23 protein-coding genes and 3 pseudogenes are annotated in these 25,099 nt (G+C 34.1%); 18 read left to right on the top strand and 8 right to left on the bottom strand.

Annotation, left to right across the window (positions count from 1 at the left end; all coding sequences use genetic code 11):
* Window positions 1-42: 42 nt before the first annotated feature.
* Window positions 43-311, top strand: a pseudogene (locus EGX95_RS14665) (2TM domain-containing protein).
* Between the two features lie 338 nt (window positions 312-649).
* Entirely contained in the window at window positions 650-1,489 is an 840-nt protein-coding gene (locus EGX95_RS14660) for a YitT family protein (RefSeq protein ID WP_000747496.1), read from the top strand.
* A gap of 196 nt (window positions 1,490-1,685) precedes the next feature.
* Here EGX95_RS14660 and paiB read toward each other — a convergent pair whose 3' ends face one another.
* Genes paiB through EGX95_RS14645 form a run of 3 tightly spaced genes read right to left on the bottom strand, consistent with a single transcriptional unit; the run spans window position 1,686 to window position 3,328 of the window.
* On the bottom strand, window positions 1,686-2,309 hold the full coding sequence (gene paiB, locus EGX95_RS14655; RefSeq protein ID WP_000275818.1) for a protease synthase/sporulation negative transcriptional regulator PaiB: 624 nt from the start codon (window positions 2,307-2,309) through the stop codon (window positions 1,686-1,688).
* A 22-nt stretch (window positions 2,310-2,331) separates the two neighbouring features.
* Complete coding sequence (locus EGX95_RS14650; protein ID WP_000207063.1) at window positions 2,332-2,850, bottom strand: spermidine/spermine N(1)-acetyltransferase; 519 nt, start codon at window positions 2,848-2,850, stop codon at window positions 2,332-2,334.
* A 25-nt stretch (window positions 2,851-2,875) separates the two neighbouring features.
* Window positions 2,876-3,328, bottom strand: coding sequence for a MarR family winged helix-turn-helix transcriptional regulator (locus EGX95_RS14645; protein ID WP_000658984.1), 453 nt, complete (start codon window positions 3,326-3,328; stop codon window positions 2,876-2,878).
* A gap of 114 nt (window positions 3,329-3,442) precedes the next feature.
* Here EGX95_RS14645 and EGX95_RS14640 point away from each other — a divergent pair, with 114 nt between their 5' ends.
* The 4 genes from EGX95_RS14640 (at window position 3,443) to EGX95_RS14625 (ending at window position 6,915) form a co-directional block, all read left to right on the top strand.
* Window positions 3,443-4,108 (top strand): YczE/YyaS/YitT family protein, encoded by a 666-nt coding sequence (locus EGX95_RS14640; RefSeq protein WP_000873871.1) that lies wholly within the window; start codon window positions 3,443-3,445, stop codon window positions 4,106-4,108.
* 80 nt (window positions 4,109-4,188) lie between these two features.
* Complete coding sequence (locus tag EGX95_RS14635; protein ID WP_000781974.1) at window positions 4,189-4,866, top strand: response regulator transcription factor; 678 nt, start codon at window positions 4,189-4,191, stop codon at window positions 4,864-4,866.
* A 1-nt stretch (window position 4,867) separates the two neighbouring features.
* Window positions 4,868-6,244 carry a sensor histidine kinase gene (locus EGX95_RS14630; RefSeq protein ID WP_000839487.1) on the top strand — a complete coding sequence of 459 codons (1,377 nt, stop codon included), beginning with the start codon at window positions 4,868-4,870 and terminating at the stop codon, window positions 6,242-6,244.
* Window positions 6,245-6,444: 200 nt separating this feature from the next.
* Entirely contained in the window at window positions 6,445-6,915 is a 471-nt protein-coding gene (locus EGX95_RS14625; protein WP_000821002.1) for a DinB family protein, read from the top strand.
* 144 nt (window positions 6,916-7,059) lie between these two features.
* Here the strand turns inward: EGX95_RS14625 and EGX95_RS14620 are convergent, their stop codons facing one another.
* Together EGX95_RS14620 and EGX95_RS14610 are read right to left on the bottom strand one after the other, a co-directional pair.
* A complete protein-coding gene (locus EGX95_RS14620; protein WP_000353352.1) occupies window positions 7,060-8,319 on the bottom strand; it encodes an MFS transporter in 1,260 nt (419 codons plus the stop codon).
* A 220-nt stretch (window positions 8,320-8,539) separates the two neighbouring features.
* A complete protein-coding gene (locus tag EGX95_RS14610) occupies window positions 8,540-9,163 on the bottom strand; it encodes an ArsR/SmtB family transcription factor (protein ID WP_000803747.1) in 624 nt (207 codons plus the stop codon).
* Between the two features lie 185 nt (window positions 9,164-9,348).
* Here EGX95_RS14610 and EGX95_RS14605 point away from each other — a divergent pair, with 185 nt between their 5' ends.
* Together EGX95_RS14605 and EGX95_RS14600 are read left to right on the top strand one after the other, a co-directional pair.
* Window positions 9,349-10,413 (top strand): ABC transporter permease, encoded by a 1,065-nt coding sequence (locus EGX95_RS14605; RefSeq protein ID WP_000477758.1) that lies wholly within the window; start codon window positions 9,349-9,351, stop codon window positions 10,411-10,413.
* Window positions 10,413-11,084 carry an ABC transporter ATP-binding protein gene (locus EGX95_RS14600; protein ID WP_000202587.1) on the top strand — a complete coding sequence of 224 codons (672 nt, stop codon included), beginning with the start codon at window positions 10,413-10,415 and terminating at the stop codon, window positions 11,082-11,084. Before EGX95_RS14605 ends, EGX95_RS14600 begins: the two co-directional genes overlap by 1 nt.
* 65 nt (window positions 11,085-11,149) lie before the next feature.
* Here EGX95_RS14600 and EGX95_RS14595 read toward each other — a convergent pair whose 3' ends face one another.
* On the bottom strand, window positions 11,150-12,268 hold the full coding sequence (locus EGX95_RS14595) for an LPXTG cell wall anchor domain-containing protein (RefSeq protein WP_000851022.1): 1,119 nt from the start codon (window positions 12,266-12,268) through the stop codon (window positions 11,150-11,152).
* Window positions 12,269-12,418: 150 nt separating this feature from the next.
* A complete protein-coding gene (locus EGX95_RS14590) occupies window positions 12,419-13,000 on the bottom strand; it encodes an ATP-binding protein (protein ID WP_000826980.1) in 582 nt (193 codons plus the stop codon).
* 214 nt (window positions 13,001-13,214) lie between these two features.
* Between EGX95_RS14590 and EGX95_RS14585 the strand changes: the two genes are divergently transcribed.
* The 6 genes and pseudogenes from EGX95_RS14585 (at window position 13,215) to EGX95_RS14550 (ending at window position 20,230) form a co-directional block, all read left to right on the top strand.
* A complete protein-coding gene (locus EGX95_RS14585) occupies window positions 13,215-14,135 on the top strand; it encodes a class I SAM-dependent methyltransferase (RefSeq protein WP_012644480.1) in 921 nt (306 codons plus the stop codon).
* 147 nt (window positions 14,136-14,282) lie between these two features.
* Window positions 14,283-15,077, top strand: a complete 795-nt coding sequence (locus EGX95_RS14580) for a MerR family transcriptional regulator (RefSeq protein WP_000288020.1) — start codon at window positions 14,283-14,285, stop codon at window positions 15,075-15,077.
* Window positions 15,078-15,186: 109 nt separating this feature from the next.
* Entirely contained in the window at window positions 15,187-16,011 is an 825-nt protein-coding gene (locus EGX95_RS14575) for a CPBP family intramembrane glutamic endopeptidase (RefSeq protein ID WP_000823425.1), read from the top strand.
* 377 nt (window positions 16,012-16,388) lie between these two features.
* Window positions 16,389-17,501 (top strand): annotated as a pseudogene (locus EGX95_RS14565) (aminopeptidase).
* Window positions 17,502-17,650: 149 nt separating this feature from the next.
* Entirely contained in the window at window positions 17,651-18,883 is a 1,233-nt protein-coding gene (locus EGX95_RS14560) for a DUF4073 domain-containing protein (RefSeq protein WP_000754320.1), read from the top strand.
* 351 nt (window positions 18,884-19,234) lie between these two features.
* Window positions 19,235-20,230 (top strand): D-cysteate sulfo-lyase, encoded by a 996-nt coding sequence (locus EGX95_RS14550; protein ID WP_001046588.1) that lies wholly within the window; start codon window positions 19,235-19,237, stop codon window positions 20,228-20,230.
* Window positions 20,231-20,399: 169 nt separating this feature from the next.
* Here the strand turns inward: EGX95_RS14550 and EGX95_RS14545 are convergent, their stop codons facing one another.
* Complete coding sequence (locus tag EGX95_RS14545) at window positions 20,400-20,690, bottom strand: hypothetical protein (protein ID WP_001176308.1); 291 nt, start codon at window positions 20,688-20,690, stop codon at window positions 20,400-20,402.
* A gap of 102 nt (window positions 20,691-20,792) precedes the next feature.
* Between EGX95_RS14545 and EGX95_RS14540 the strand changes: the two genes are divergently transcribed.
* From EGX95_RS14540 to EGX95_RS14520, 4 genes and pseudogenes are all read left to right on the top strand, one after another.
* Window positions 20,793-21,215, top strand: a complete 423-nt coding sequence (locus EGX95_RS14540) for a hypothetical protein (RefSeq protein ID WP_063246665.1) — start codon at window positions 20,793-20,795, stop codon at window positions 21,213-21,215.
* A 938-nt stretch (window positions 21,216-22,153) separates the two neighbouring features.
* A complete protein-coding gene (locus EGX95_RS14530; protein WP_001064107.1) occupies window positions 22,154-23,599 on the top strand; it encodes a L,D-transpeptidase family protein in 1,446 nt (481 codons plus the stop codon).
* A gap of 371 nt (window positions 23,600-23,970) precedes the next feature.
* Complete coding sequence (locus EGX95_RS14525; protein ID WP_001104100.1) at window positions 23,971-24,186, top strand: hypothetical protein; 216 nt, start codon at window positions 23,971-23,973, stop codon at window positions 24,184-24,186.
* Between the two features lie 109 nt (window positions 24,187-24,295).
* Window positions 24,296-24,598, top strand: a pseudogene (locus tag EGX95_RS14520) (LysE family translocator); the annotation flags it as partial.
* Window positions 24,599-25,099 lie beyond the last annotated feature (501 nt).

The raw sequence follows: 25,099 nt of genomic DNA, 5'->3' as shown, positions 1-25,099 counted from the left end.
GAGTAAATTTAAAAAATACAATAATGAAAGAGGTGTTTATATATGGAGCGAGATGAGAATTATTTACGAGCTAAAAAAAGAGTAGAGAATTTAAAAGCGTTTTATATTCATTTAGCATTATATATACTAGTTAACTTAATGCTTTTTTTATAAATATAAGCTCTGATTCAAGTAAATTATGGTTTTTATATCCACTTGCAGGCTGGGGGATTGGTACCGTTATACATGGTTTGACAACTTTTCCATTCGGGATATTCGGAAAAGAGTGGGAAGAACGAAAGATTAAAGAATATATGGAGAAAGATAAGTAAATTTATTTTTGGAATGTATGAATATAAATCTCTACAATCAAACGCTTAATGCGAAGCCTATTCTATAGCTTCGCCTATTTGTTTTGTACTCGAAGTTCATGCGAGTACGTGTTCCTATTCGGTTTTTAGCATGAATAGCATGTGAAATCAAAACTTTATTTGTAGTACATAATAAATACAGTTGTTACCCTTTTAAAATTACATGTGGATATAGAATAAAGTTGATTTATCATCCTATATGAAAATAAAAATAAACCACTGTTCGATTTGAATATTCCACGATATAATGGTGAGAGTTTATGACAGAATAAATATTTACATAAGAAGTGAGGTACTGTATGAAAAAAAGAACGACAGACATTATTTTTATTATTATTGGTGCATTCCTTTTTGCGTTAGGTGTGAATTTGTTTGTAATCCCGAATGAGTTCGGTGAAGGCGGGGTAACAGGTATTACGATTATTACGTACTACTTATTTGAGTGGTCACCAGGTTTAGTGAATTTAATTTTAAATGCGATTTTGTTAATAGTCGGTTATAAATTTTTAAATAAAATCACAACGATTTATACGATTATCGCTGTAGTTACGAACTCGCTATTTCTTCATCTAACAGAAGGATGGACGATTGCTTCTGATGAAATGCTCGTAAATGCCATTTTCGGTGGAATATTTATCGGGTGCGGGATTGGTCTCATCATTCGCGTTGGTGGAACGACAGCAGGTACTACCATCTTAGCACGGATGACGCATAAATATTTAGGATGGAGCATTAGCTATGGTCTACTGTTCTTCGATTTAATCGTTGCGTTTTCATCTTATTTCATCATTGGTGCAGAAAAACTGATGCTGACAATTATTATGTTATATGTAGGAACGAAAGTAATGGAATTTGTAATTGAAGGGTTAAATCCGAAAAAGGCCATTACGATTATTTCCGATAAGCCGGATGAAATTGCCGGGAAGGTGACAACCTTAATGGGCAGAGGGGTTACCGTGTATTCAGGTCATGGCTATTACACGAAAACGCCGAAGGACATTCTTTACGTTGTTATTAATAAGCAAGAAGTAGTGAAGCTAAAGAGGATTGTTCAAACTACAGATCCGGCTGCGTTCATTGCTATACACGATGTTCGTGATGTGTTCGGAGAAGGATTTGTTGATATTTCGAAAGCTTAGAAATTATTTTTGTTTAAAATAATCTTAATACTAAAACGTGAGAATCTATTTTGAATAATCTTTTTTCAAAATAGATTCTTTTTTAATTAAACGCCATTCACTTTTAGTTCAATCTTTTGCGTTCTAATGGAAACGGCCGATAAAGCGCTCCAGTCTGTTTTTTAATTTTGAAATGTGAGAGTTGAATTACAATGGATTATATGTGATTGTTTAATCTACTCCCCATGAGTTCCGCCATTTGTTTTGCATCTAGATTTTCTTCATCGTACAATTTTTCAATAATATTAATATAATCCGTCTCATTTCGATTTTGACTTAATTTATATGCAGCCTGAATGTCTCCTACTTTAATTTTAAACCCAACTATGCCCTTCAGTTCATTTTCTAAGAGAGTGGGGGAAAGTTTATCCCATAATACTGGATTTTCACGATGCTCTTCATATTTTTTCAGCATTGTGGTTAATTCATCTATTAATTCCTCTTTATGTAAAATACTTGCTTTACCATATATATGGACGGCTTGATAATTCCATGTTGGAACTTCTTCATTTTCATACCAAGAAGAAGAGATATAAGAGTGCGGTCCCTGAAACATTACAAGAACATTCTCACAGGTTTCAAATGTTCTCCACTGGGGGTTCCCATAAGCCATATGTCCGGTAATAAAATAGTCATCACCTTTTTTAGTTAATCCAAAGGGCAAATGAGTTGCGATTGGTTTCTCTTTTTTTGTTGTGATGATTGTTCCAAAAGAGTTTTTTTGAACAAAATCCCAAATTTCATCAACATTTGTGACTTTAAAATACTTTGGAATATACATAATAGCCCACCTCTCAAAAAATTTATATGAGTGTTTTAATCATGATAAGGTCAACTTGTTCATCATCTCCCATATAAAAGGAGTGAGAGCCAGCTTGTACAAACCCTAATTTTTTATAAAAAGCAATAGCATTTTCATTTTTCTCCCATACGCCTAGCCAAATATTCTTTTTATTATTTGCTATTGCAATTTCGATAGCGTTATTTAGTAGATATTTTCCAAGACCATGTTTTTGAAAGGAGCTCTTTATATAAATTCTCTCGACTTCAAGTGATTCATCGCCCATTTCTTCAGACTGAGCATCATCAGTATTGATCTTCAGATACCCAGCAATTTTATCTTTGAAGTAGACAAAAAAGAATTGAGAAGAGTTATTGGATAATTCTTTTTCTAATTGCTTTAAGTTAAATGCCTTTTCCAAATAATGATGCATATTTTCGGGTGAATTTTGATGTTTAAAAGTTTCATTAAATGTTTCATAACTAATTTCTTGAAGTTTGTGTATATCTTTAAGGGTGCACTTTTCTATATGTGTAGTCATATTAATAGTTCGCTCCTTTATATAATCAATAATCTCTCTTATTTCCCTTTTTTACAAATTCCCAATCTTTTTCTATATTTTTTCTTACTCTTTGAAGAAGGTTAGAAATAGTTTCCGCTTCTGTTTCCGAAAATCCCTCTAATGCAACAGTATTGGAATAATCATTTTCTCTCTTAATGAAAGGATAAACATTTTTTCCTTTTTCTGTCGGGAAAAGTTTTTTAATTTTTTTGTTAGATTCATCTTCTTTCTTTTCGATAAATCCATTGATTTCAAGCTTTTTGATAGCCCGGGCTGCAGTTGTACGATCTACTTTTATCATCTCAGATAGCTTTTCTTGAATGATTCCTGGGTTTTCACATATTCGCACAAGATACAAATACTGACCTTTTGTAAGCTCATATTCTTTAAATTCTATATTACTAATAGAATCTAACGCCCTTGCAATCATGCCAATTTCACGAAGAATTTCTTTCATAATGAACTCCTTATCTTTTATTTTTGTTGCAAATGCAACAATTCGAAGTTACATTTAATATAAAGTATTTTTATTGTAAATGCAACAAAAATAACGATGAAGAGGTTGATTAAAATGAAGTATATTTTTTATGTATTAGGAATTTTAATATTAACCCTTGGTATTTCTTTTACAATACAATCAGATCTTGGAACGTCACCTTTTGATGCGCTTTTAGTAGGACTTTCTTTAAATGTGGGACTTACTGTGGGAAGCTGGGAAATAATAATAGCTTTATTATTAATATGTTGTAACTCAATTTTAAAAAGACATAGACCAGAGATAATAGGGTTGTTAACAGCATTCATCACGGGTATTGGTATTGATGTGTGGCTATTTTTATTACGCAATTTAATTACACCAGAAATATGGTACAGTAAAATGATTTATTTTGGAATTGGCTTAGTTATTACAGGATTAGGAACTGCGATATATTTACAAACAAATTTTGCTCCCATTCCAATTGACCGATTAACTTTAATCATACAAGAATTAACGAGAACGAATATCTTTATATCACGAACATGTATTTACCTTATATTCTTAATAATGGCAACGATTTTACATGGACCAATTGGTATTGGAACTATATTAACCGTTTGTTTAGGTGGGCTATTACTGAATTTCTTTATGCCACTTACTAAAAAAGTATTAGATTACTTATTCGTACACCAGAGTACATCACCAAGTTATAAGAGTAATAAAGTAGCTGACCACAATGATAACAAGAGTATCTTCTAAGGAATCCTTTTCTTTTTCTTGCAAAAAATCCAATTGTTTCTTAATGTAGTGATGTAGAAGGATGAATAAGAGAGGGTTTAATGAAGATGATACATATTTTATTAGCTGATGATGATAAGCATATTAGAGAGTTGTTACATTATCATTTACAAAAAGAGGGGTTTACAGTTTTTGAAGCAGAAGATGGAAAGGTAGCGCAAGAAGTATTAGAGAAGGAAAATATTCATCTTGCGATCGTAGACATTATGATGCCGTTCGTTGATGGCTATACGTTATGTGAAGAAATTCGTAAGTATCATGATATTCCTGTTATTTTATTAACAGCAAAGGATCAGTTAGTCGATAAAGAAAAAGGATTTATTTCTGGTACAGACGATTATATCGTAAAACCATTTGAACCAGCTGAAGTCATTTTCCGTATGAAAGCTTTATTACGCCGTTATCAAATGCTAAGTGCGGACATAATTACACTTCACGGGACGACAATTGATCGTAAAGGTGTTGAAGTGAAGTGTAACGGGCAGACGATTTTACTACCGCTGAAGGAATTTGAATTATTATCACAATTAGCTAGTTATCCTGGGAGAACATTTTCAAGAGAAGAGTTAATTGAGCTAGTATGGGGAATGGATTTTGAAGGGGATGAACGAACGGTTGACGTTCATGTGAAAAGGCTCCGAGATCGTTTCTCAAAACGAACGGATGATTTTCAAATTACAACAGTGCGCGGACTCGGTTATAAGTTGGAGCTGAAATAAGATGAAATCACTATATTCTAGGTTTGTATTTATGACAGTCGGTATTATGCTACTTAGTAGTATTATCGGCTTTTTATTAACGAACGTATATTATCAAGTGAAGTTAAAGCCGTATAACAGCGAAAAGATTTTAAAGTATGCGGAAGAAATTAAGTCACTATATGAAAAGCAAAGCGAAGAAAATCAAGAGGTGTACTTACAATCTATTGCGAAGTTAGGGTATGAAATTTATATTGTAGATGATCAAAAGAATGGAAAGCGTATCGGCAATGCGTTTCGTAAGACGTCTATTAGCGACGATACAGTTCATAAAGTACTGCAAGGGGAAACGTTTAACGGTGTTTCTACATATCCGACTCGCCTCTTTATTACCGGTTTTTTCGATAATGAATTAATAAATAGTGTCGGTGTACCGCTAAAGCACGGTGATAAACAGTACGCGTTATTTATTCGTCCTGACATTCAAAACCAATTTGGCGAGATGCGAATTTTCTTAGCGGTATTACTTGGGTTTATCGTACTATTAAGTATTATCTTTATAGCGATTGCAGCAGGTTACATCGTTCGTCCGATTCGTAAATTTACGAATGCTACGCAAAAAATTGCGAGTGGGGAATATGAAATTGAATTAGATGTAAAACGAAAAGATGAAATAGGAACGTTATCTACAAGCTTCCAAAAGATGACGAAAAGTATTAAAGAACTCGATGAAATGAGACAAGAATTCGTTTCGAACGTTTCACATGAATTCCAGTCACCGCTTTCTTCCATACAAGGATTTTCGAAGACATTACAAACAGAAAAGATGAGCGTGGAAGAAAGAAACCATTACTTACAAATTATTGAGGGCGAAAGTAAGCGAATGTCTAGTTTATGTAAACAGTTACTTACGCTAGCGTCATTAGATAAAGAAGAGAAAGTTTTACAAATAAAAGAATTCAATTTGCAGAAGCAAATTAAAGACGTCATTTTTATGCTCGAATGGAAATGGCGTGAGAAAGATATCGCCGTTGAATTTGATGTGCCAGATATCACTATAAAAGGTGATGAAAACTTACTCCATCAAGTATGGAGTAATATCTTTACGAATAGCATTAAATTTTCAAACGACGGTGGGACTATTGAGTTTTTTGTCGAAGAGTTAGAGTCTAGCGTTATAATCTCTATATCCGATAACGGAATTGGTATGGAGCAAGAAGAAATGGATCGTATTTTTGATCGTTTTTATAAGGTGGATACAGCAAGGGCAAGAAACGTAGAAGGTAGCGGTTTAGGGTTGTCGATTGTGCAGAAGATTGTTGAACTGCATAACGGAAACGTTTCAGTGTATAGTACAAAAGGGGAAGGAACTACTGTACGGGTGGAGCTTCCAAAATAGAGGGAAGAGGCTGTTTGGGAACGGCCTCTTCTTTTTTGTTGCTAGTGTACATGTAAAATGAAAAAATGTGAGTCATTTTAATTACATAATCGGACGAGTTTGTGGAGTGAGACTAGGAGGGAATTTATTTGAAAATGTAGAATCTCTACAGAGTTATAGAGAGTGTATTAAAACTTGAACTGTGTAGGGAGGAAATTACTTTGAAACGAATTGACTTGTTATTAAACGTATTAGATTCAACATTCGATAAAGAGAGTTGGTATGCACCGTTTAAACATGCTATAGAAGGACTTACAGCCGAACAGGCTATGTGGAAACCACCTAGTGAGGAAACGAATACCATTTGGGAGAACGTTAATCATCTTATTTACTATAAAGAGAGGCTTGCTGCAAATTTGGAAGGCCGGGAATGGACAAATAATCTTGACGGTAATGACACCTTTTATCTTACTAAGCAATCTAATGATGATATGGAATGGAAGAAAGTCGTTGAACGTTCTGAAGATGCTCAACATAATTTAAGACAAGTATTAAGTGCAATTTCCGAAAGAGAGCTTGAGCAAAATTCACTAGAAGGAAAATTACTGGACATCTTGCTTCATGATGCTTATCATACAGGACAAATTATTCAATTAAGGAAAATGCAAGGGTCTTGGCCATCAAAGCGTTAACTGAACGTTTTAGTTGGTGCTATTGTTGAATAAAATTTAGATATTCAAACGACTTTATTTTTAGTGAAGTATTTTACATCCAAAATGAAATAATTATATTTTTAACCCCGTCCTCAATTTAGAACGGGGTTATATTTGTTCCTGCTATAAAGCCGCACCTTTCCCGCGCTCTTCCTTAAACCGAACCCCAAAAGTATCCGCTGTAATTTCATCAGCTTTCGGCAATGCTCGTAATTTCGGATGGAGTAGCCATACGAGAGAAATAAATAAAATCCCGATGCTAGCGAGTGCGAAAATGAGTTGGCTACTAAATACATTTGCAGCATATCCGCCAATTAAAGAACCGAACGGCATAGCAATTGTGCCCATACTTCGCATAACTGAATTGATGCGGCCAATATATTGGTTTGGAATTACAATTTGGCTAATTGTCGCAAATAATATGTTGGTTGCACCAATTGGAATCCAAGATAGGCCGAATAAGAGAATAGATAGCCATTGAAACGGTACAACCGTAGAGAGAAACCAAAAGATAGCACCAGTCGCAAAGCTAATAATAGATGCGCGGCCAACGTTACGTTTGCCAACCCATGAACTGAATAAGGCACCAATCAGACTACCTGCTGATATAGCAGCTAAGAAGAAGCCATATGATTTCACGCCTCCTAAAGAATCAGCGAAAGAAGGGAGTATGGCCATCGTCATACCGATAGAAAAATTGGCAACAACTGAACCGATTAAGAAGACGCTCATTAATGAACGAAAGACGATTGAAAAACCTTCTTTTAAATCAGAGAAATATTGTTTAGTTGAAAGTGATGTGTTTGCTGCAGTTTGCTGTGGCATTTTCAATGAAAAGAACAAAAGGGCAGTAATCGCGAATGTGAAAGAGTCAATTACATATAAAGAGATTGCGCCAAGTAGTGCTACTAATATTCCAGAAAGAGTCGTACAAATTAAATCAATGCCTTGATACGCAAATGAAAAGAGTGAGTTTCCTTTTAATAATTGTGTTTTATGCAGTAGAAGTGGTAAAGCTTTTGACTGTGCAGGATAGGCGAATTGTTCGATAAAGGCTACGATGGGCATGATGATGAGTAGTAGTTGGACTGTTAATAGGTCGAAGTAGTGTGTAATAGGAATAATTAATATAAGAATGCATTGCAAAACTTGTGTGATGACGAGGGTGTTTTTAATTGGCCATCTATCAACGAATGGACCGGTAAGAAATTGTAATGCAGAAGGTAGTAACGTAAGGAAACCTGCTAATCCAGAATAAAAAGGATTACCACTTAGCTTATATACGAGCCACATTGCTGCTACGTAATATAAGCTATCTCCTATGTTGGTGAAAATTCTTCCTAAAAATAATAAGAGGAAATTCCGGTTTTTCAATATGTCCACTTTATCTACTCCTTTATAATAAATTTATTCGGTAAAATAAATTTGACCGTTTATCCCGCATTAACGGGCAGTAAGACCTCCATCTCAAAATTCAGCGGAAGCAAAGAAATTAGGTGGTGGATCAACTGCCCGTAAAATCCCGATTGGTTCAACTAATAATCAGTGGAGGATGAACAAAACCCCACTGATTAAAGTTTCACTTTATGTAAAAAAAATCGTATTACGATTTTTCTTCTTTTTTCACAAAGCGCTGCATCGCTCGTTCGTCTATTTGTAGTGCAGTAGTAGAAATGTAATAAGATTTACTATTTGGATTTTTATCCCCGTCTTTTGTGATCTCGTTTAATTCACCCATCAATTCATAAAACTTTTTCACCCACACTTGAAATTGTTCTGGCGTAGTATCAAACTCCCAGCAGGATGAAACGTAATTCCACTCAGCCGGGTCTTCGCTTTCTTTTCTTAATATAAAAGCTTCTTCAGGAGCAGCGAGAATATGGTTTTTCGTTGTTTCTGCCATTTGTAAAAAGATTTGGCGACCTGATTCACTTAATATTTCTAGATGAGGTAATAGTTCTGCAGCAGGGGTAAAGCCTCTAGCGACAGATTGATAAAACTTTTGAACGATGCCATTTTTTTCTTCTGTATATACGATTTCTATAAAACCATTTTTCTCTAATTCTTTTAAATGATAATGAATTTTCGCCCTTGGAATGCCGAATTTCTCAGATAGTAGTTGTCCTGTATAAGGACGTTCGCATAGACGCATCATCATTTCGACTCGTAGTGGATCGCTCATTGCTTTTAGTTGGCTATAAGTAGTTAGTGTGAACATAGGCTTCAAAATGATCAACTCCTTGAATAAAATTACTCGGTCAATATTATTTGACTGAATTGTATCAAGGATTCTATTTATTTTCAATACTTTCAGAAAATTTATTTTTTTACACTGTAATCTTCTGTTCATATTCCGTTCATATTTCTTTTTTATGATAAGTGCATAGAAAGAAAGAGGAAGGAGCGAGCGAAATGTTTTTAGCTCTGCGTGAATTGAAACAATCAAAATTAAGATACGGATTAATCGGACTTATTATGGTGTTATTATCATTTTTAGTCCTTGTGATTTCAGGATTAGCAAATGGATTATCATATGATAATGCTTCATCGATTCAAAATATGGAGGCAAATAAGTTCGTTTTAGCGGATGATGCGGAAAATAAATTACTTCGTTCACAAATTAAGAAAGACGATGTAGATAACGTAGTCAATCAAGTAGGCGAGAAAGAGGCCGTTCCGTTTCGCGTGAAAGTTTCAACGTATGAAAAGAAAGATAGTTCGAAAAAAGTGGATATCGCTATTTTCTCAAGTGAACGCGATACATTTTTAGAACCGAACATTGTAAAAGGTAAGAAATTAGGTACAGCAAACAATGAAATGGTTGCTGATGAATCAATTAAAGAAAAAGGAATTGATATTGGGGATACAATTATTGATCCTGTTTCAAAGAAAGAATTTACAATCGTTGGATTTACGAAAGATCAAATGTTTAGCCATACACCAGTTGTATATGTAAATGAAGACGTTTGGGGTGCTATTACACAACCAAACCAAAAAGATTATAGTGCAATTGCGCTTAATACAGATAAAGAAATTAAAAATGCTCACGTTATTGATAAAAAAGAAGTACTGCAAAGTATTCCAGGGTTTAAAGAAGAGCAAGGAACATTAACGATGATTATTGCGTTCTTACTTGTTATCGCTGCGCTATTAATCGGTGTATTCTTCTACGTCATTACGCTGCAAAAAACACAGCAATTAGGCGTATTAAAAGCAATTGGTACAAAGAACTCATATTTAGCAAATAGCTTAGTCGTGCAGGCGTTATTCTTATCAGTCGTTGCGATGATAATTAGCATCGTTCTTGTACAAGGGTTAGAACAAATTTTACCAGCGGGTATGCCGTTCTTATTAACAACACCGATGATTGTACAATATGCAGCAATCTTTATCGTCATTAGTATTTTAGGAACACTTATTTCGTTATACCAAGTATTAAAAGTTGATGCGCTAGAAGCAATTGGAGGCGGGATATAATGACTTCATTATTAAAATTAGACAAAGTAAGTAAAGTGTACGGGGAAGGGAATACGGAAGTAACTGCCCTTCATCCGATATCGCTTGATGTAAAAGCTGGAGAATTTATCGGAATCGTCGGTCCTTCTGGATCAGGGAAAAGTACGTTATTATCAATCGCGGGTGCATTATTATCACCATCAAAAGGGGATATTTACATTCGTGAACAAAATATAACAAAGCTATCAGAAAAAGAAATGACAGACATTCGTTTGAAAAAAATCGGTTTCATCTTCCAGTTTGCAAACCTTGTTCCATATTTAAATGTGAAGGAACAGTTACTTTACATTGCTAAGCTGAAAAAAGAAAGTAAACAAGAATCAGAAAAGCGTGCGGATCATTTATTAGCGGCATTTGGATTAGGAGAAAGAAAAAATCATTATCCAAATCAACTATCTGGTGGGGAAAAACAAAGGGTCGCAATTGCTCGTGCGTTCATGAACAACCCAGATTTAATATTAGCGGATGAGCCAACGGCAAGCTTAGACTCAAAACGCGCACGTGAAGTTGTTGAAATGATGAAACGTGAAGTGAAGGAAAGCCAAAAAGCAGCAATTATGATTACACATGATGAAAGAATGCTTGATGTATGTGATCGTATATTGACGCTTAGAGATGGACAATTAATATAAAGAAAAAGGGCCAACCGTACATGCGGTTGGCCTTTGTATAATTATTTCTAATAAGTATAATGGCTTTATTTTGAGAATAACGTTTTAATTTTATTGCGCGCAATTAATAAAACGCCGCCTAATACAGATAACATACCTAAAGCCATATTGTTTGATTGCTCACTACCAGCGTTAGGGAGTTCTCTAGCATTATTGTTTGCATTTGTAGTACCAGTCTTTGTTTCTGTTTGTTTCGATTGAGATACTTCATTGATCTTGTTATCTACATTTTGCTTCGTTGTATGTAACTCAGCTAATTTGTCCTCAATTTTTTTCTCAGTATGTTTAAAGTCGTTGATTTTAATATCTAAGTCTTGTTTTTTCTTTGATAAATCGTCTGAAACAGTTTGTTTCGATTGCTTAATCTCGTTAATTTTATTGATTAAATCTTGTCTAGCTTCTTGTAATGCAGCTAGTTTGTTTTTCACATCTTGTTTAGCTAGTTCTAAGTTAGCGGAAAGGCTATCTAAATTGCCTTTAATTTTCTTAAGTTCCTCTAACGTGTTCCCAGTATGCGGTTTGTTTTCTTTTAGCTCAGCAAGTTTGTCCTCAGCAGTTTGTTTCGCTTTCTTTAACTCAGCTAACTTTTCATCGACTTGTTTTTTAACTTCCTTAAGTTCATTAACCTTTTGATCGATGTTCTCTTTATGCTGCTTCATTTCATTCACTTTTTCATCGACAGTTTGTTTATGTTCTTTAATCTCATTTACTTTGTTATCGATATTTTGCTTATGCTCTTTTACTTCAGCAACTTTATCTTCTACTTGTTTTTTATGCTCTTTTATTTCAGCGATTTTATCTTCGGCGATTTGTTTATCTTGCTGAAGTTTTGCATCGAACTCTTCTTTACGTTGCTTAATTTCGTTAATTTTTTCATCGGCAACTTGTTTACGCTCGTGTAGTTCATTCACCTTCGTATCAACATTTTCCTTAACTTTGTTAAGTTCATTCAATGTTTGATCCACGTTTTCTTTGTGTTGCTGCAATTTCGCATCTAACTCTTGTTTATGTTGCTTAATTTCAGCTAATCGATCTCCCGTACTTTGCTGAGGAGTAGCATCGGTTACTTCCGCATGAGCAGAGTTTGCGCCAGCAATCATTGCTAAAGCTAGTGTAGACGCAGCGATTGTTTGTTTTGTTTTCATATTTTTGTACCTCTTTTCTTTCATATGCATGAACTGTTTTGTGTAAAATTGAGCATATATAAGTAGATTATTTTATTATTATATACCATGTGCGGCGCCCAGAGGAAGTATTTGCATAATAATCTATGATTATGTAATTTTAAAATTATCTTATTTTGGGGTAGGGGACAATACTTTAGCTAGATGAACAATTTCTTCTATAGTAGAGTTTACATCTTTGCTATTACGAATTACAAACAAATAGTCAGCTTCGTTTTCTATAGGATCCACCACATCTTCATGTAGTGATTCAGTTTGTTGTCGATCAAGTACTTCTTTGAAACTAGCATATCCACCTCTAAAAATATTCGTATTTCGCGTGCTTCGAGCCACTCTTTCGTAAAGTACATCATCTGGAATATCAAAATGAACGAGTATACGTACATATTCATTTTGTGGAAATAATTCGTTTAGTAAATATAACCTTCCATTTTTACTGCGATTGGAGTTACTAATAATAAGGTGTAAATTTGTATGTCCTTTCGCATAATCAACAATGAATTTCGAAAGACCGTGCTTAAATGTATTAGGGCCTTCAGCCGGCTGTAATTTTTCGTAATGCGTGTTAATAAATTCAGCTTGGTTATCTTGATCCATAACGAAAGAGTGGGGTAACTCTTTTTCTAAAGATTTTGCAAATGTAGTTTTACCGCTGTGTGTTTTTCCTACCGTAATAATGACGAGTCGTTTCATATTGGCCTCCATGTGTGTTGTTATAGTCTGGAATATTCAATGTAGATTGAATATTTTCCTGCCAGAGAATATACAAAGTGCCGAAGTGATAGTAGGCTGGAAACTTGACAAAAAAACTTATTTATTCTATAATTTACCAATATAAAAATAAAGTGTATAATAGGGTTCTCCTGGCCAGGGGGACCCTATTTTTATTGTGAAAATGAAGGAGTGTATGTGCGTGAAAAAAGGTGAATCAAGTGTAACATCGTTAGTATCAGCTTTCAGCAGGGCATATCATAGTGAATTTGATAATCCTAAAATCTTTGATGATTATGTAGCTAAAGAGTTCATTTCTCAAAAAGAACGTAACGACATTGAAATGAACATGGTTCAAGAAATACATTTTTTCAATACAGACATTGCAAAGCAGTTTCAAGATAATCCACAAGAAATATTAAAATGGATTACACAAGTGCAATTATCACCAACACCTTTAGCACGTGCGGCATATTGTGAAAGAGTATTACTACACGAGATTACGCTGGGAACGAAACAATACGTTATACTCGGTGCGGGATTAGATACATTTAGTTTTAGACACCGAGAATTAGAGAGTAATATAGAAATATTTGAAGTGGATCATCCTTCTACACAAGGGTTTAAGAAGGAGAGAATAAAAGAAGCAGAACTTGAAGTTCCAAATAATCTTCATTTTATTTCGATGGATTTCACGAAAGGATTTTCCTATGAACAGTTACGGAATGAAGGATTTGAACATAAAAAAACGTTCTTTAGCCTTTTAGGTGTGTCGTATTATTTAACAAAAGAGGAGCTTTCTAGTTTAATAGAATGTTTGTTCGAGATGGTTTCGGAAGGGAGCTCTATCGTTTTTGATTATCCAGATGAAAACTTATTTACAGAAAAGGGACTGTCTAATCGAGTTGAAAACATGGTAAAAATGGCTGCAGTAGGCGGAGAACCGATGAAATCATGTTATTCTTACGCCGAAATGGAAGCACTGTTAGAGAAGGCGGGCTTACTCATTTATGAGCATTTATCACCAGAAGATATAAATGCATTCTATTTTGAAGGACGAAACGATTATTTAAAAGCTTTCGAGACGGTGCATTATGTGCATGCGGTGAAGAAGTAAGGAATTAGTAGACATGGGGAGGAATCTCTGTGTCTTTTTTTGTAGGAGAACAAGTGGGAAATATTAACTAGGAAGGGAATTTCGATAATGTAAAGAATATGAAGTATGAATGTAACAAATTAAGTAGTGATGCTAAAGGAGAACATAATGTACACAATTGGACAAGTCGCTAAATTTTTAAGTGTATCTAGGGATACTTTGAAGTTTTATGAGGAAAAAGGTTTGGTCAAGCCAAAGCAAAATATTGAGAATAAGTATAGAAAATATAATCATTTTGATATATATGATATAACAACGGTCAATTTCTATAGGGAAATGGATATCGAAATAAAAAAAATTCAGGAATTAAGAAAAAGTAAGAGTATAGAGGGAATAAAATTATTACTAGAAGAGAAAGAACAAGAAGTTTTAGAGGAGATAGAATATAAAAAACTTCTTTTAAAAAAAATTCAAATTGCAAAAGAAGATTGCGAAAAAATAAAGAAATTCTTAGGGAAATGCGTAGTAAAAGAAATGAAGCCTTTAGAAGTAAATGGAGAGATAGAGCATTTTACTGCGTATGATGAATATGAATCTTTGAAAAAGAATCCGGATAGCTTAAAAAAAGCAGTTACTTTAACATCTTTACGAAGAGTTATAAGTTTTAATGAAGAAGGTATTATAGAAGATAAATTTATAATTGTAAGAAAAGTAGAGGACTTTGATAAAGAATTAGAAGGAGAAATTCTATCGTATCCAAAATGTATGTATACAGTTATTGAAGATGGCAGGTGGTCAACTGGTGGGAATAGTATTGATCATATCGTGGAATCCAGTTTAAGAAAAGCAGCAATAGAACAAGGGCATGAGCTTTTGGGGCTAGTGTATATAAACATATTACTTACCACGTATGAAGATGAACTTGAGCGTATATTTTTAGAAATTTATGCACCTGTAAAATAATGCAGACATGTATTGACCTGTGAGTAACCCCCAGGTTTAAGCTGAGAGTATCTGTAAATATAAATACTATTATGTTTACGAAATACTTAGTTTGAAATGGGGATTACGCATGAAAAGGAAAAAGAAACTTAAAAAACCAGTAGCGAGTTTTATTGTACTAACCAATATCATTTTTCTGCCACTTTTTTTGCTTGTAGGAGCTATAAGTATGCTAGGATTTCCAGCATGGGTTTTTGATGTAATGTTTTGTATATCGTCTTGGTCTTCAACTTTTGCTTTTGCCATACTATTTAAAAAAATCTATCCAGGACAGAGTTTTATACAATTTGTAAAAGACAAGTTCAAGAACAAACTTAAAGTTTCTGTCCTTCTTATTGTGAGTGCGATTCAAACTTTCATATTTTTAATGATTTTATTTGTCGTGTCTAAAAATAGTGAAGTAGACTCTATCTTTACTGTCTCTTCATGGGGAATGCTAATCTATTTCTTTGTTAAAAACTTTCTTGCGGGGCCATTGGGAGAAGAACTAGGATGGAGAGGTTTTGCACAAATTGAGCTTCAAAAGAAGTATTCACCATTAAAAGCTTCAATAATCATTGGATTTTGGTGGGGGATGTGGCATCTACCTATTTGGTTTACTACAGGATTTTTTGGCATGGACCTAATGAAATATATTCTGTTTTTTATGATCTCTATCATATGTATAAAAATCGTCATGACTGCATTTTACAACATAAATCAGAATTTAATTATTCCAATCATTATCCATCAATTTTTTAATTTCTTTATTGGTATCTTAAACGGAAATTTAATCGATTTAATTATGTATAACGCGATGTTTTATTTAGTAGTAGCAGTTTTAATGATTGTTATAAATCCAAAGAGAGTTCTGTATGGAACGGGAGATATAAATAGTAAGAATGAAAAGTATTAAGTACACTGCTATTGGAAGGTGGGGAATTATGAAAAGTTATATAGGGGTAGTAGCAGCTATAAGCATTTTTATTTCAATCCTTACAGCAATCAAATGCTCGACAAGGAAGTATATATCACTGTATTTTTTATATTCCTACTTCCATCTTTTCTAGCAGTAATTGCGGCTGTTGCAAGGAAAAAGACTTTTATGATCGTTTGCTTCATATGGATGTTACCAGGAACTCTTTATTTGAGTGTTGCTGTAATACCCTAGTTATGGAATTGATATATTCTATTTTTAATGATTTATTTTCTATCTATCGTTTGGATGAAAGAAAGAAATATTTAAAAGAGTAGTTCTTTTTTTATTATTTTTTTGAAAGGGTGAGGGGTGTAGTGAAGCAAAGGTTATTGAAATTAGCAGATGTATTAGTCAACCATTCTACGAAAGTGCGACCTGGTGATCAAGTGTTGATCCAAAGTGTTACAGAGATAGCCCCCGCAGTCGTTCGTGAAATTATTAAGTCAGTGGAAAAAGCAAGTGGATATGCGCATGTATCAATGCGCGACGTGTCTGTTACGAGGTAATTAATTTTGTCAGGATCTGAAGAACAATTTAAGTTATTAGCAGATTGGGAATGTTACCGATTAAGTAAGATGCAAGTGTATATTAATCTTCGTAGTCCTAGAAATGCATATGAATTAGCGGATGTACCGGCAGAAAAAATGAAGTTATATCAAACAATATTTGGAAAAGCTCATGGTGAAGCAGTGTATAAAACGAGATGGGTGACAACTCGTATTCCGAATGCGGCTTCTGCACAAGAAGCAAATATGAGCACGGAGGCTTATGAAAAATTCTACTATGATGTATGTACGCTAGATTATAACAACATGTCGAAAGCAATGGAGCCATTAAAAGAATTAATGGAAAAGACAAAACGAGTGAGGATTATTGGAGAAGGAACGGATTTGGAGTTTTCCATTGAAGAAATAGGCGTTTTAAAGGGGGATGGTACGGATAATATCCCGGATGGCGAAATATATACAGCACCTGTCAAAGATTCTGTAAATGGAGTAATAACATTTAATACAGTTTCCGTTCAACAAGGTTATGCGTTTCAAAATATAAAGTTACATGTTAAACAGGGGAAAATAATAGAGGCATATGCAAATGATACAGAGCGAATGAACCGAATTCTTGATACGGATGAGGGAGCAAGATATATTGGAGAGTTCGCGCTAGCTTTTAACCCCTACATACTACATCCGATGAATAATACGTTATTTGATGAAAAAATAAATGGTAGTTTTCATCTAGCGATTGGAGATTCATTGCAAGGTGCAGATAACGGAAATAATTCAGCGATACATTGGGACTTAGTAAACATTCAAAGACCAGAGTATGGCGGGGGTGAAATTTGGTTTGATGATGTATTGATTAGGAAAGATGGGGATTTTGTTTTGCCAGAGTTATTTGGATTAAATGAAGAAAAGTTAAAGAGATAAACTGAAAACCAACAAATCCTCTTAAAAAACACTTAACTTTTAACTCCATCTATCTTTACAATCCCTCCTTATAATGTGAATTGGACAAGCACCTAAGAGAAGGCAGAACATGTCAGTTTGTACATTCTATTATTAGGGGGAGAATTTGTATGAAAAAGACAGTTGCTTCGTTAGTGGTTATGACTGCATTATTACCGACATTTTCAGCACATGCGGAAGGGAAAGAGCAAGTTCGAAAATCAGCTACAACTTTTAATGTTATTAGTGATATTCAAGGGGATTTAGGAGACTTTGATCACGTGTTAAAAGATATGAACAAAGTGACGCCACTTTCTAGAGCGCTTATTATGAATGGGGATATAACGCCAACTGGACAACAGTCACAATATGATGATGTGAAGCGTGTGTTAAACAAAAATAAGCATCCCGAGAATGTATGGTCGGCTATTGGGAATCATGAGTTTTATGCTGGTAAATGGACAGCTGATGGGAAGTTATCTCAAAGTACATGGCCAAATGGTGTAACTGAGGAAACTTTATTTAACCGCTATCTGAAATTTAGCGGACAAGAAAAGGTATATCATAAAAAAGAATTAGACGGTTATCCGCTTCTATTTTTAGGAACGGAAAAATATATGAAATACCACGATTCAAAAATGTGGGATGAAGTATATATGAGTGATGAACAATTAGGTTGGTTAAAACAAAATTTAGAAGAGTACAGCCAAAAAGATAAAAACAAGCCGATTTTCATTTTTTCTCATCACGTTTTACCTGATACGGTGTCTGGATCAAGACAATCACCATATTTACAAGACTATTTAAACGTTGATAAATTGTACGATATATTAAAAGACTATCCGCAGGTCGTTTTCTTTACGAGTCACACGCACTGGGATTTAAACTTGCCAGACTGGGCTGGTAAAAAGAAAATTGCAGGCGGAGATAAAAAAGGATTTACAGTTGTAAATACAGGTGGTATTGAAACGGGCTGGATGTCGGCTGGACCAAATGGAGGAGAGAAGACTGCTCCTGATGGTTATTCATTTAAACAAGGGTTGCAAGTGAAAGCATATGGTAGCGATGTAATGGTGACAGCTTACGATTACAAACGTGATAAGGAAATAAAGAAATTATTAATTAGTGATTCGAAAATTGCACAAATGGCACCAAATGTAACGGCAGATGATAGTAAAAACGTAATCGTCGGTGCAACAGAATACATGGAGTACTCTATAGAAGGAACGGACGAGTGGCATACTTATAATCCAGGAAACCCACCCAAATTTGACGGGGACAAAATCGTATACGTACGCCATAAAGGCGAAATGAATTTAGGACCAGGATTAACACAGCTACTTCGTTTTTCTGCAAATAAATGATTGGAAGAGGGCCTACTTTTTATCGAGTGGGTTCTTTTTCGTTGTCAGTTTTTGTCGATAAGTCGATATCTCATGTCGAATCGTCGATATATTGAAAAAATCGTTGATATATTTCAAGTTATGAACGATATATTTTAAAAATCGTCGATATAAATTTCATGCACCGTAATATGGTTAAAATCATTGTTATAATTTCATGTACCGCATTGAAGATAAAACCTTTAATACAATTCCATTCGCCAAAACCGAATTCCAACACATTTTTACCCCAGAAAGATGACTTCATCATTTTTACATGTAATAATAGTATCGTTACATACATTGTGAAAGAAGTACAAAGGAGCGTTATTCATGAATTTAGCTAAATTCCCGAGAAAAAAATATACAGAGTCATATACACCAATTGAAAAATTAAACAATTTTTCTGAGGCGCTTGGTGGACCGACTATTTATTTTAAACGAGATGATTTACTTGGTTTAACAGCTGGTGGTAATAAGACGAGAAAGTTAGAGTTTCTAGTTGCGGATGCACAGGCAAAGGGTGCAGATACGTTAATTACAGCTGGTGGTATTCAGTCCAATCATTGCCGCCTGACACTGGCAGCTGCAGTAAAAGAAAAAATGAAATGTATTCTTGTATTAGAAGAAGGGCTTGAGCCAGAAGAGAAGCCAGACTTTAACGGAAACTATTTCTTATATCATTTACTAGGTGCTGAAAATGTCATTGTTGTACAAAACGGAGCAGATCTTATGGAAGAGATGCATAAAGTCGCAAAAGAAGTTAGTGAAAAAGGGAATACACCATATGTCATTCCAGTTGGTGGATCAAATCCTACTGGCGCAATGGGATACGTTGCTTGTGCGCAAGAAATTATGGCGCAATCATTTGACCAAGGAATTGATTTCAGTTCAGTCATTTGCGTAAGCGGTAGCGGCGGCATGCACGCTGGTTTAATTACAGGTTTTGCTGGAACACAAAGTAACATCCCAGTAATCGGAATTAACGTAAGTAGAGGAAAAGCAGAGCAAGAAGAGAAAGTAGCAAAACTTGTAGATGAAACTTCAGCTCACGTTGGTATTCCAAACTTTATCCCGCGCGAAGCTGTTACATGCTTTGATGAATATGTAGGACCAGGTTACGCGTTACCAACGCCAGAAATGGTGGAAGCAGTGCAGCTGTTAGCAAAAACTGAAGGTATTTTACTGGATCCAGTATACACAGGTAAAGCAGTAGCGGGATTAATCGACTTAATTAGAAAAGGTACATTTAATAAAGAGGACAACATTTTATTCGTACATTCAGGTGGTTCACCAGCTTTATATGCGAATACATCTTTATTCGCGTAAGTATGAAAAAGCATTGGGTATCCAATGCTTTTTGTTATATACTGGAATTATTAGGAGGCCAGAAGGGGGAGTATATGAGTTCAAACTTAAAATGGATGATATACACGATACTCGGTATTTTTATTTTATTAATTTTATTTGTAGCTTATGGAGTTTATTTATATTTCACTTAAGTGAAATGGTAACCGAACCAAAGGAAGAATAAAATAATTGCTGTATTAAATAGAGTAAAACATAAACCGATAATCGCTAAAATTTTCCTTTCATTTCGACTACAAAAAGATATTACCGCTAATAGGATTGCTATAACAGCGGAAGCTAATATGAAGTAAGCGAAAGGCACAACATATTCTACTCCAACCCTGTCTAAAATAGGTGTGAAAAGAAAGAGATTAATAGTAACGAATATACTTGCAAAGAGAAACGTATAGCTTTTCCAAGTGTATGTTTTTAACTGCATGGAACGATACTCCTTTCTCTTTATTATTTATATTTTTAAGTCTAAATTAATTACCTTTATTTTACAAATTAAAATATTTTGTATTGAAAAGAGGGTATTAATATGAAAGTTAGAAATTGGCCTCTAGTTATGATCAGTATCTGTATATTCATAATAACCGGCTGTTCAACTGGACTAGAAAATGAAGAGCAAAGAATTGAAGTGCAAAAAGATATTGGTGATAATGAATATGAAGATTTTAAGGTAGTGACAGATAATAATGAAGTGATGCAAGTAAAGAAAATATTAAAGGATACTACTTTTGAAAATAAAAAAGTGCAAATGTCTCGTCCAGCTGATTATCATTTTATTTTTCAATTTAAAAATCCGAAAATAGAGGCGAAAGCTGTGTTGTATCAAATTTGGGTAATTCCTAATAAGGATAAAATAGAAATCATAGCGGGGAATAGCCAGTACGTTCAATTAGAAGGGAAAAATGTAGCCACTTTGTTTCAGATTGTTACAGGGGAGAAGTTAGTTGAATAAATGTATATGGAGTCTACCAGTTTTTGTTTTGGAAGATACTTAGTTTTCAAGAAAAATAGCCATCTTTTATATGGGAATAAACTCTGAGAGCGAATTAAACAGAAATCGAACCTTGACTTGATGAACGTGAAGTTTTACCCTTATAAATGCAAAAAAAGCATCTTAAAGCGTCCATTAATCCGCTAATGAAAATAAAACTAGTAAATATATTGTTTTTACAAAGATTCGATGGTATGTTTAATTTTCTCAATATAATATTTTACTTATATAGGAGTGGCTATTTGAATAAATTTATATTATTGGTTTTATTGGTTACATGCTGCCTTACTATTGCAGGATGTTCTAATAATAGGGTTATAACAAAGAATGAGTCAAAAACTTCAACACCTGTAAAGGTTGAACGTATCAATAAAGCGTGGTACAAACATATATAATAGTTTAAATAATTTTTAAATTATTGATGATAAAAGGCCATAAGGTGAAATGAGTTAGCCTGATAGTAGATGTTGTGAACCTTAGTGAAAAGCGAAAAGCATAGGGGAATGCTATGTTTATAAAAATACGATATTAAAATGTTCACAAAAAAGAGTCTACATGTAGTCCCTTTTTTATGGATATTTTTCATAAGTAGAAGACATTCTAAGGTGCTGTTCTCTAACTTGAACCTTCTAACATTTATTTCACTAAGTTAAAGTTCATGGAGAGTACCACTCTTCAAAATTCAAGGAATGCTAGGGCCCATAATAGCTCGATTGATGTGGTTCCTTTTTCACTTTATCTACCATATTTATATATCTTTCTATAAAAAATCTAACTTTTAACGATTAAATGAGATAAAACCTAGTTAAAAACAATGAAATTTAAGGAAAAATAAGGTACACTATTCAATGGTTTTGGTTTAAAATCAATTGACGTTAATGTATACGGGGGAAAGATTGATGAACAACAATACAGTAAATGAATCTGTTGAAGAAGTTGAGAAAAAACGGGTAAGATCCAAAAAACGTTTTACAAATTGGAAGCTTATCGCAGCAGGTGGCGGTGTACTTGCACTTCTCCTTGGGGGAATGAGTTATTATCAGGCAACTCACTTCAATTCTAATGTTACGATTAATGATACAAAAGTCGGTGGTATGAGCGCTGATGAGGCAATACAGAAATTAAAAACATCTGGACTAGCAAACAAAGTTTATATTGATCAACAACAAATTTTAGATGAAAAAGAGACAAAAACGGAACTGACGGAAAAAGATTTGCCGCAAGTTAAGAAACTATTAAAAAGCCAGTGGACATTTTTCCCTTCTTCAAAGGAAAAAGATTATTCATTGCTACCAAAAAAGGCAGAGCAGTATCGTAGTGAAACGATGAAAAAACTTGTAGAAGAAAAGCTCGTGTCTATGAATGAAAAATTAAAGGCACCTCAAGATGCTATGGCAAAGCTTGAACAAGGAAAAATTGTTATTTCGAAGAGCGTTGATGGAAAACAATATGACGTTGCGAGTTTACTAAAAGATTACGATAAACAGAAGCATAAAAGCGAAATTCATCTAAAGTCTGCATACATACAACCTATTAAAGAAGACGATCCAATTATTAAAAAAGAAGAGAAAGCATTACAGAATCTTCTTACGCAGTCTGTTGATTATAAAGTGCAGGATGAAGTGTATTCATTAAAAGCGAAAGATTTAATTCAAAATGCCACTATGTCAAAGGATATGAAAGTGACAATCGATGCGAGCGAAATTAAGAATAAGGTTGCTGAAATTAATAAGGCTAAATCTACATTACATAAAGACTTCGCTTTTAAAACACATTCTGGTTCGGTTATATCAGTAAAAGGACAAGGATATGGCTGGGCACTAGATGTGGAAAAAGAGACAAAACAAGTTGGGCAAGCCTTTGAAAAAGGCGAAAAATCACTTTCTGCTTCTAACATTCACGGGAATGGTTGGGAGAAAGAAGGGATCGGTTATAAAACAACATCGAATAATGGCATAGGAGACACATATGCAGAAGTATCCATTGCAGACCAACAAATTTGGATTTATAAAGATGGCAAACTAGTCGTTACAACAAATGTAGTAACGGGTAAACATAGCACGGGTGAAGATACATCACCAGGTGTGTGGTACGTTTTATATAAACGAACTCCATACACGCTGAGAGGCAGCGCAGTAGGGAAAGCTGATTATGCAGTGAAAGTAGATTACTGGGTTCCATTCACAAATAGCGGTCAAGGATTCCACGATGCCGGCTGGCGAAAAGACTGGGGAAGTAATGCTTATTTAACAGGAGGATCAGGCGGTTGTGTGAACCTTCTTCCTAACGTTGCAAAAACTGTTTATGATAGTTTGAACACGTATGATCCAGTTATCGTGTACTAGAAAATAGGTACGTATTAAGAACTTAAACGAATAAATAAAGCACCTGATGGTACATGAAAAAACACCTCTTGCATTCGCATACAAAGTGTGCAAATGCAATGGAGGTGTTTTTGTTTGAATACAAGAGTTTATTGCGTATAAGAAACAAAGTAGAAAGAGATTAAGATGAAGAAACAGGTTTTCAAATAGTCAATAAAATTGACACTGAATATCATTTTCATTTATGATGGAATCGTCGTATGTAATTGGACATGAATTTTATGAAAAAGTCTATTTCTTATATTCATATAATAGATTTCTATTAAGGTATCACATTCAAGAACTATTACTAAATCTTTTAAGAACTTAAACGTAGGAAAGGATAATATAAAATGAACTGGAAAAAAGGCGGATTATGGGTTATTATTTTTTTCGTTGTAAAAGGCACAATTTCTACACTTTTAATCGTTACAGGTGCTAAATATTTTGATTTGTCATTTATGCAACTTTTCGTACTAATATTGATCTTATTACTGATTTCTCTCATAAGTCGAAAATTACTGTATAGACATAAACAAAACAAAAAGCAAAAAGAGCTAAATATATAAGGAAGCCCCAGAGACCTTTGGATTTCTGGGGTTTTATTTATTCAATAGTGAGTTTTGGCTCCGTGATACGAATGGTACAATCCATCAGTTTTATCGGTTGTAAATCAAAAGAAAGATATATTTACAAGGAATCTTAACAAGTCTTACGAATCCAAAAGTCTCTTTATTCTTTATTGCGTTTCTGCCGCAGTTTATAGACACAAAGGCTTCAGGTTCTATACCTTTTATCATTTTAGGAATTACTTTTACAGTAACTGGACTATTGTGGTGTTTATTTGTTGCTTATTTCTCTTCCTATGTCACCAAAAAATTAAGAGGAAATCAAAAGGTAGGAATGATTCTAAACAAAGTAACAGGGCTGATTTTTATTGGGAGGGGGTTAAAGTTGCTTCAAACAAAGGCTCCTCAATAAACATGAATAATAAAAAATGCCCCCTTCAAGAGTTGTTATCTTTGCTTTAAGCTAATTTCTATATATTAAAAAGCCACTTCAAATTTTGAAGGGGCTTTTTGCATGTTATTTTGGTTTATCTAAAAATTTATCCCATAGGGCTTGATGTATTTTAATCAATTGTCATGTATATATGTGTCCTCCAATAACAAGGTTAAATCCATTCAGTTCGTCATCGTAGCTTCGTTATCTTGCTATTACATTCCAAAATGCGTACAACAGCGTGCCTTCAAGGTTATACTGATGCTGGAGGTGATTCAAAGTGACATACAATCGGAAAATGAATTCGAAACAAACTAATTAATAAACTGATTCTTACAAGCAAATTCAATCCGTATATCAATTGATTTATAAATGAATGCGGAAGTATCTTTGGGAAGGTGAGCTTTTCATTAGCCAGGTAATTTTTAAACATCAAGTTTTCATTTTGAAACTAAACTCGCTTGTATAGCAGGTTTCGAA

It is taken from the genome of Bacillus sp. FDAARGOS_527 (assembly GCF_003812125.1).
In the GTDB taxonomy this organism is placed as follows: domain Bacteria; phylum Bacillota; class Bacilli; order Bacillales; family Bacillaceae_G; genus Bacillus_A; species Bacillus_A paranthracis.
This window is presented reverse-complemented; position numbering and strand designations above follow the sequence as displayed.

What these genes read in the sequence shown, in the direction of transcription:
- EGX95_RS14660 (WP_000747496.1), top strand. Translation starts at nt 650, where the DNA reads ATGAAAAAAAGAACGACAGACATTATTTTTATTATTATTGGTGCATTC.
- paiB (WP_000275818.1), bottom strand. Translation starts at nt 2,309, where the DNA reads ATGTATATTCCAAAGTATTTTAAAGTCACAAATGTTGATGAAATTTGG.
- EGX95_RS14650 (WP_000207063.1), bottom strand. Translation starts at nt 2,850, where the DNA reads ATGACTACACATATAGAAAAGTGCACCCTTAAAGATATACACAAACTT.
- EGX95_RS14645 (WP_000658984.1), bottom strand. Translation starts at nt 3,328, where the DNA reads ATGAAAGAAATTCTTCGTGAAATTGGCATGATTGCAAGGGCGTTAGAT.
- EGX95_RS14640 (WP_000873871.1), top strand. Translation starts at nt 3,443, where the DNA reads ATGAAGTATATTTTTTATGTATTAGGAATTTTAATATTAACCCTTGGT.
- EGX95_RS14635 (WP_000781974.1), top strand. Translation starts at nt 4,189, where the DNA reads ATGAAGATGATACATATTTTATTAGCTGATGATGATAAGCATATTAGA.
- EGX95_RS14630 (WP_000839487.1), top strand. Translation starts at nt 4,868, where the DNA reads ATGAAATCACTATATTCTAGGTTTGTATTTATGACAGTCGGTATTATG.
- EGX95_RS14605 (WP_000477758.1), top strand. Translation starts at nt 9,349, where the DNA reads ATGTTTTTAGCTCTGCGTGAATTGAAACAATCAAAATTAAGATACGGA.
- EGX95_RS14600 (WP_000202587.1), top strand. Translation starts at nt 10,413, where the DNA reads ATGACTTCATTATTAAAATTAGACAAAGTAAGTAAAGTGTACGGGGAA.
- EGX95_RS14595 (WP_000851022.1), bottom strand. Translation starts at nt 12,268, where the DNA reads ATGAAAACAAAACAAACAATCGCTGCGTCTACACTAGCTTTAGCAATG.
- EGX95_RS14590 (WP_000826980.1), bottom strand. Translation starts at nt 13,000, where the DNA reads ATGAAACGACTCGTCATTATTACGGTAGGAAAAACACACAGCGGTAAA.
- EGX95_RS14585 (WP_012644480.1), top strand. Translation starts at nt 13,215, where the DNA reads ATGTGCGTGAAAAAAGGTGAATCAAGTGTAACATCGTTAGTATCAGCT.
- EGX95_RS14580 (WP_000288020.1), top strand. Translation starts at nt 14,283, where the DNA reads ATGTACACAATTGGACAAGTCGCTAAATTTTTAAGTGTATCTAGGGAT.
- EGX95_RS14575 (WP_000823425.1), top strand. Translation starts at nt 15,187, where the DNA reads ATGAAAAGGAAAAAGAAACTTAAAAAACCAGTAGCGAGTTTTATTGTA.
- EGX95_RS14560 (WP_000754320.1), top strand. Translation starts at nt 17,651, where the DNA reads ATGAAAAAGACAGTTGCTTCGTTAGTGGTTATGACTGCATTATTACCG.
- EGX95_RS14550 (WP_001046588.1), top strand. Translation starts at nt 19,235, where the DNA reads ATGAATTTAGCTAAATTCCCGAGAAAAAAATATACAGAGTCATATACA.
- EGX95_RS14545 (WP_001176308.1), bottom strand. Translation starts at nt 20,690, where the DNA reads ATGCAGTTAAAAACATACACTTGGAAAAGCTATACGTTTCTCTTTGCA.
- EGX95_RS14540 (WP_063246665.1), top strand. Translation starts at nt 20,793, where the DNA reads ATGAAAGTTAGAAATTGGCCTCTAGTTATGATCAGTATCTGTATATTC.
- EGX95_RS14530 (WP_001064107.1), top strand. Translation starts at nt 22,154, where the DNA reads ATGAACAACAATACAGTAAATGAATCTGTTGAAGAAGTTGAGAAAAAA.
- EGX95_RS14525 (WP_001104100.1), top strand. Translation starts at nt 23,971, where the DNA reads ATGAACTGGAAAAAAGGCGGATTATGGGTTATTATTTTTTTCGTTGTA.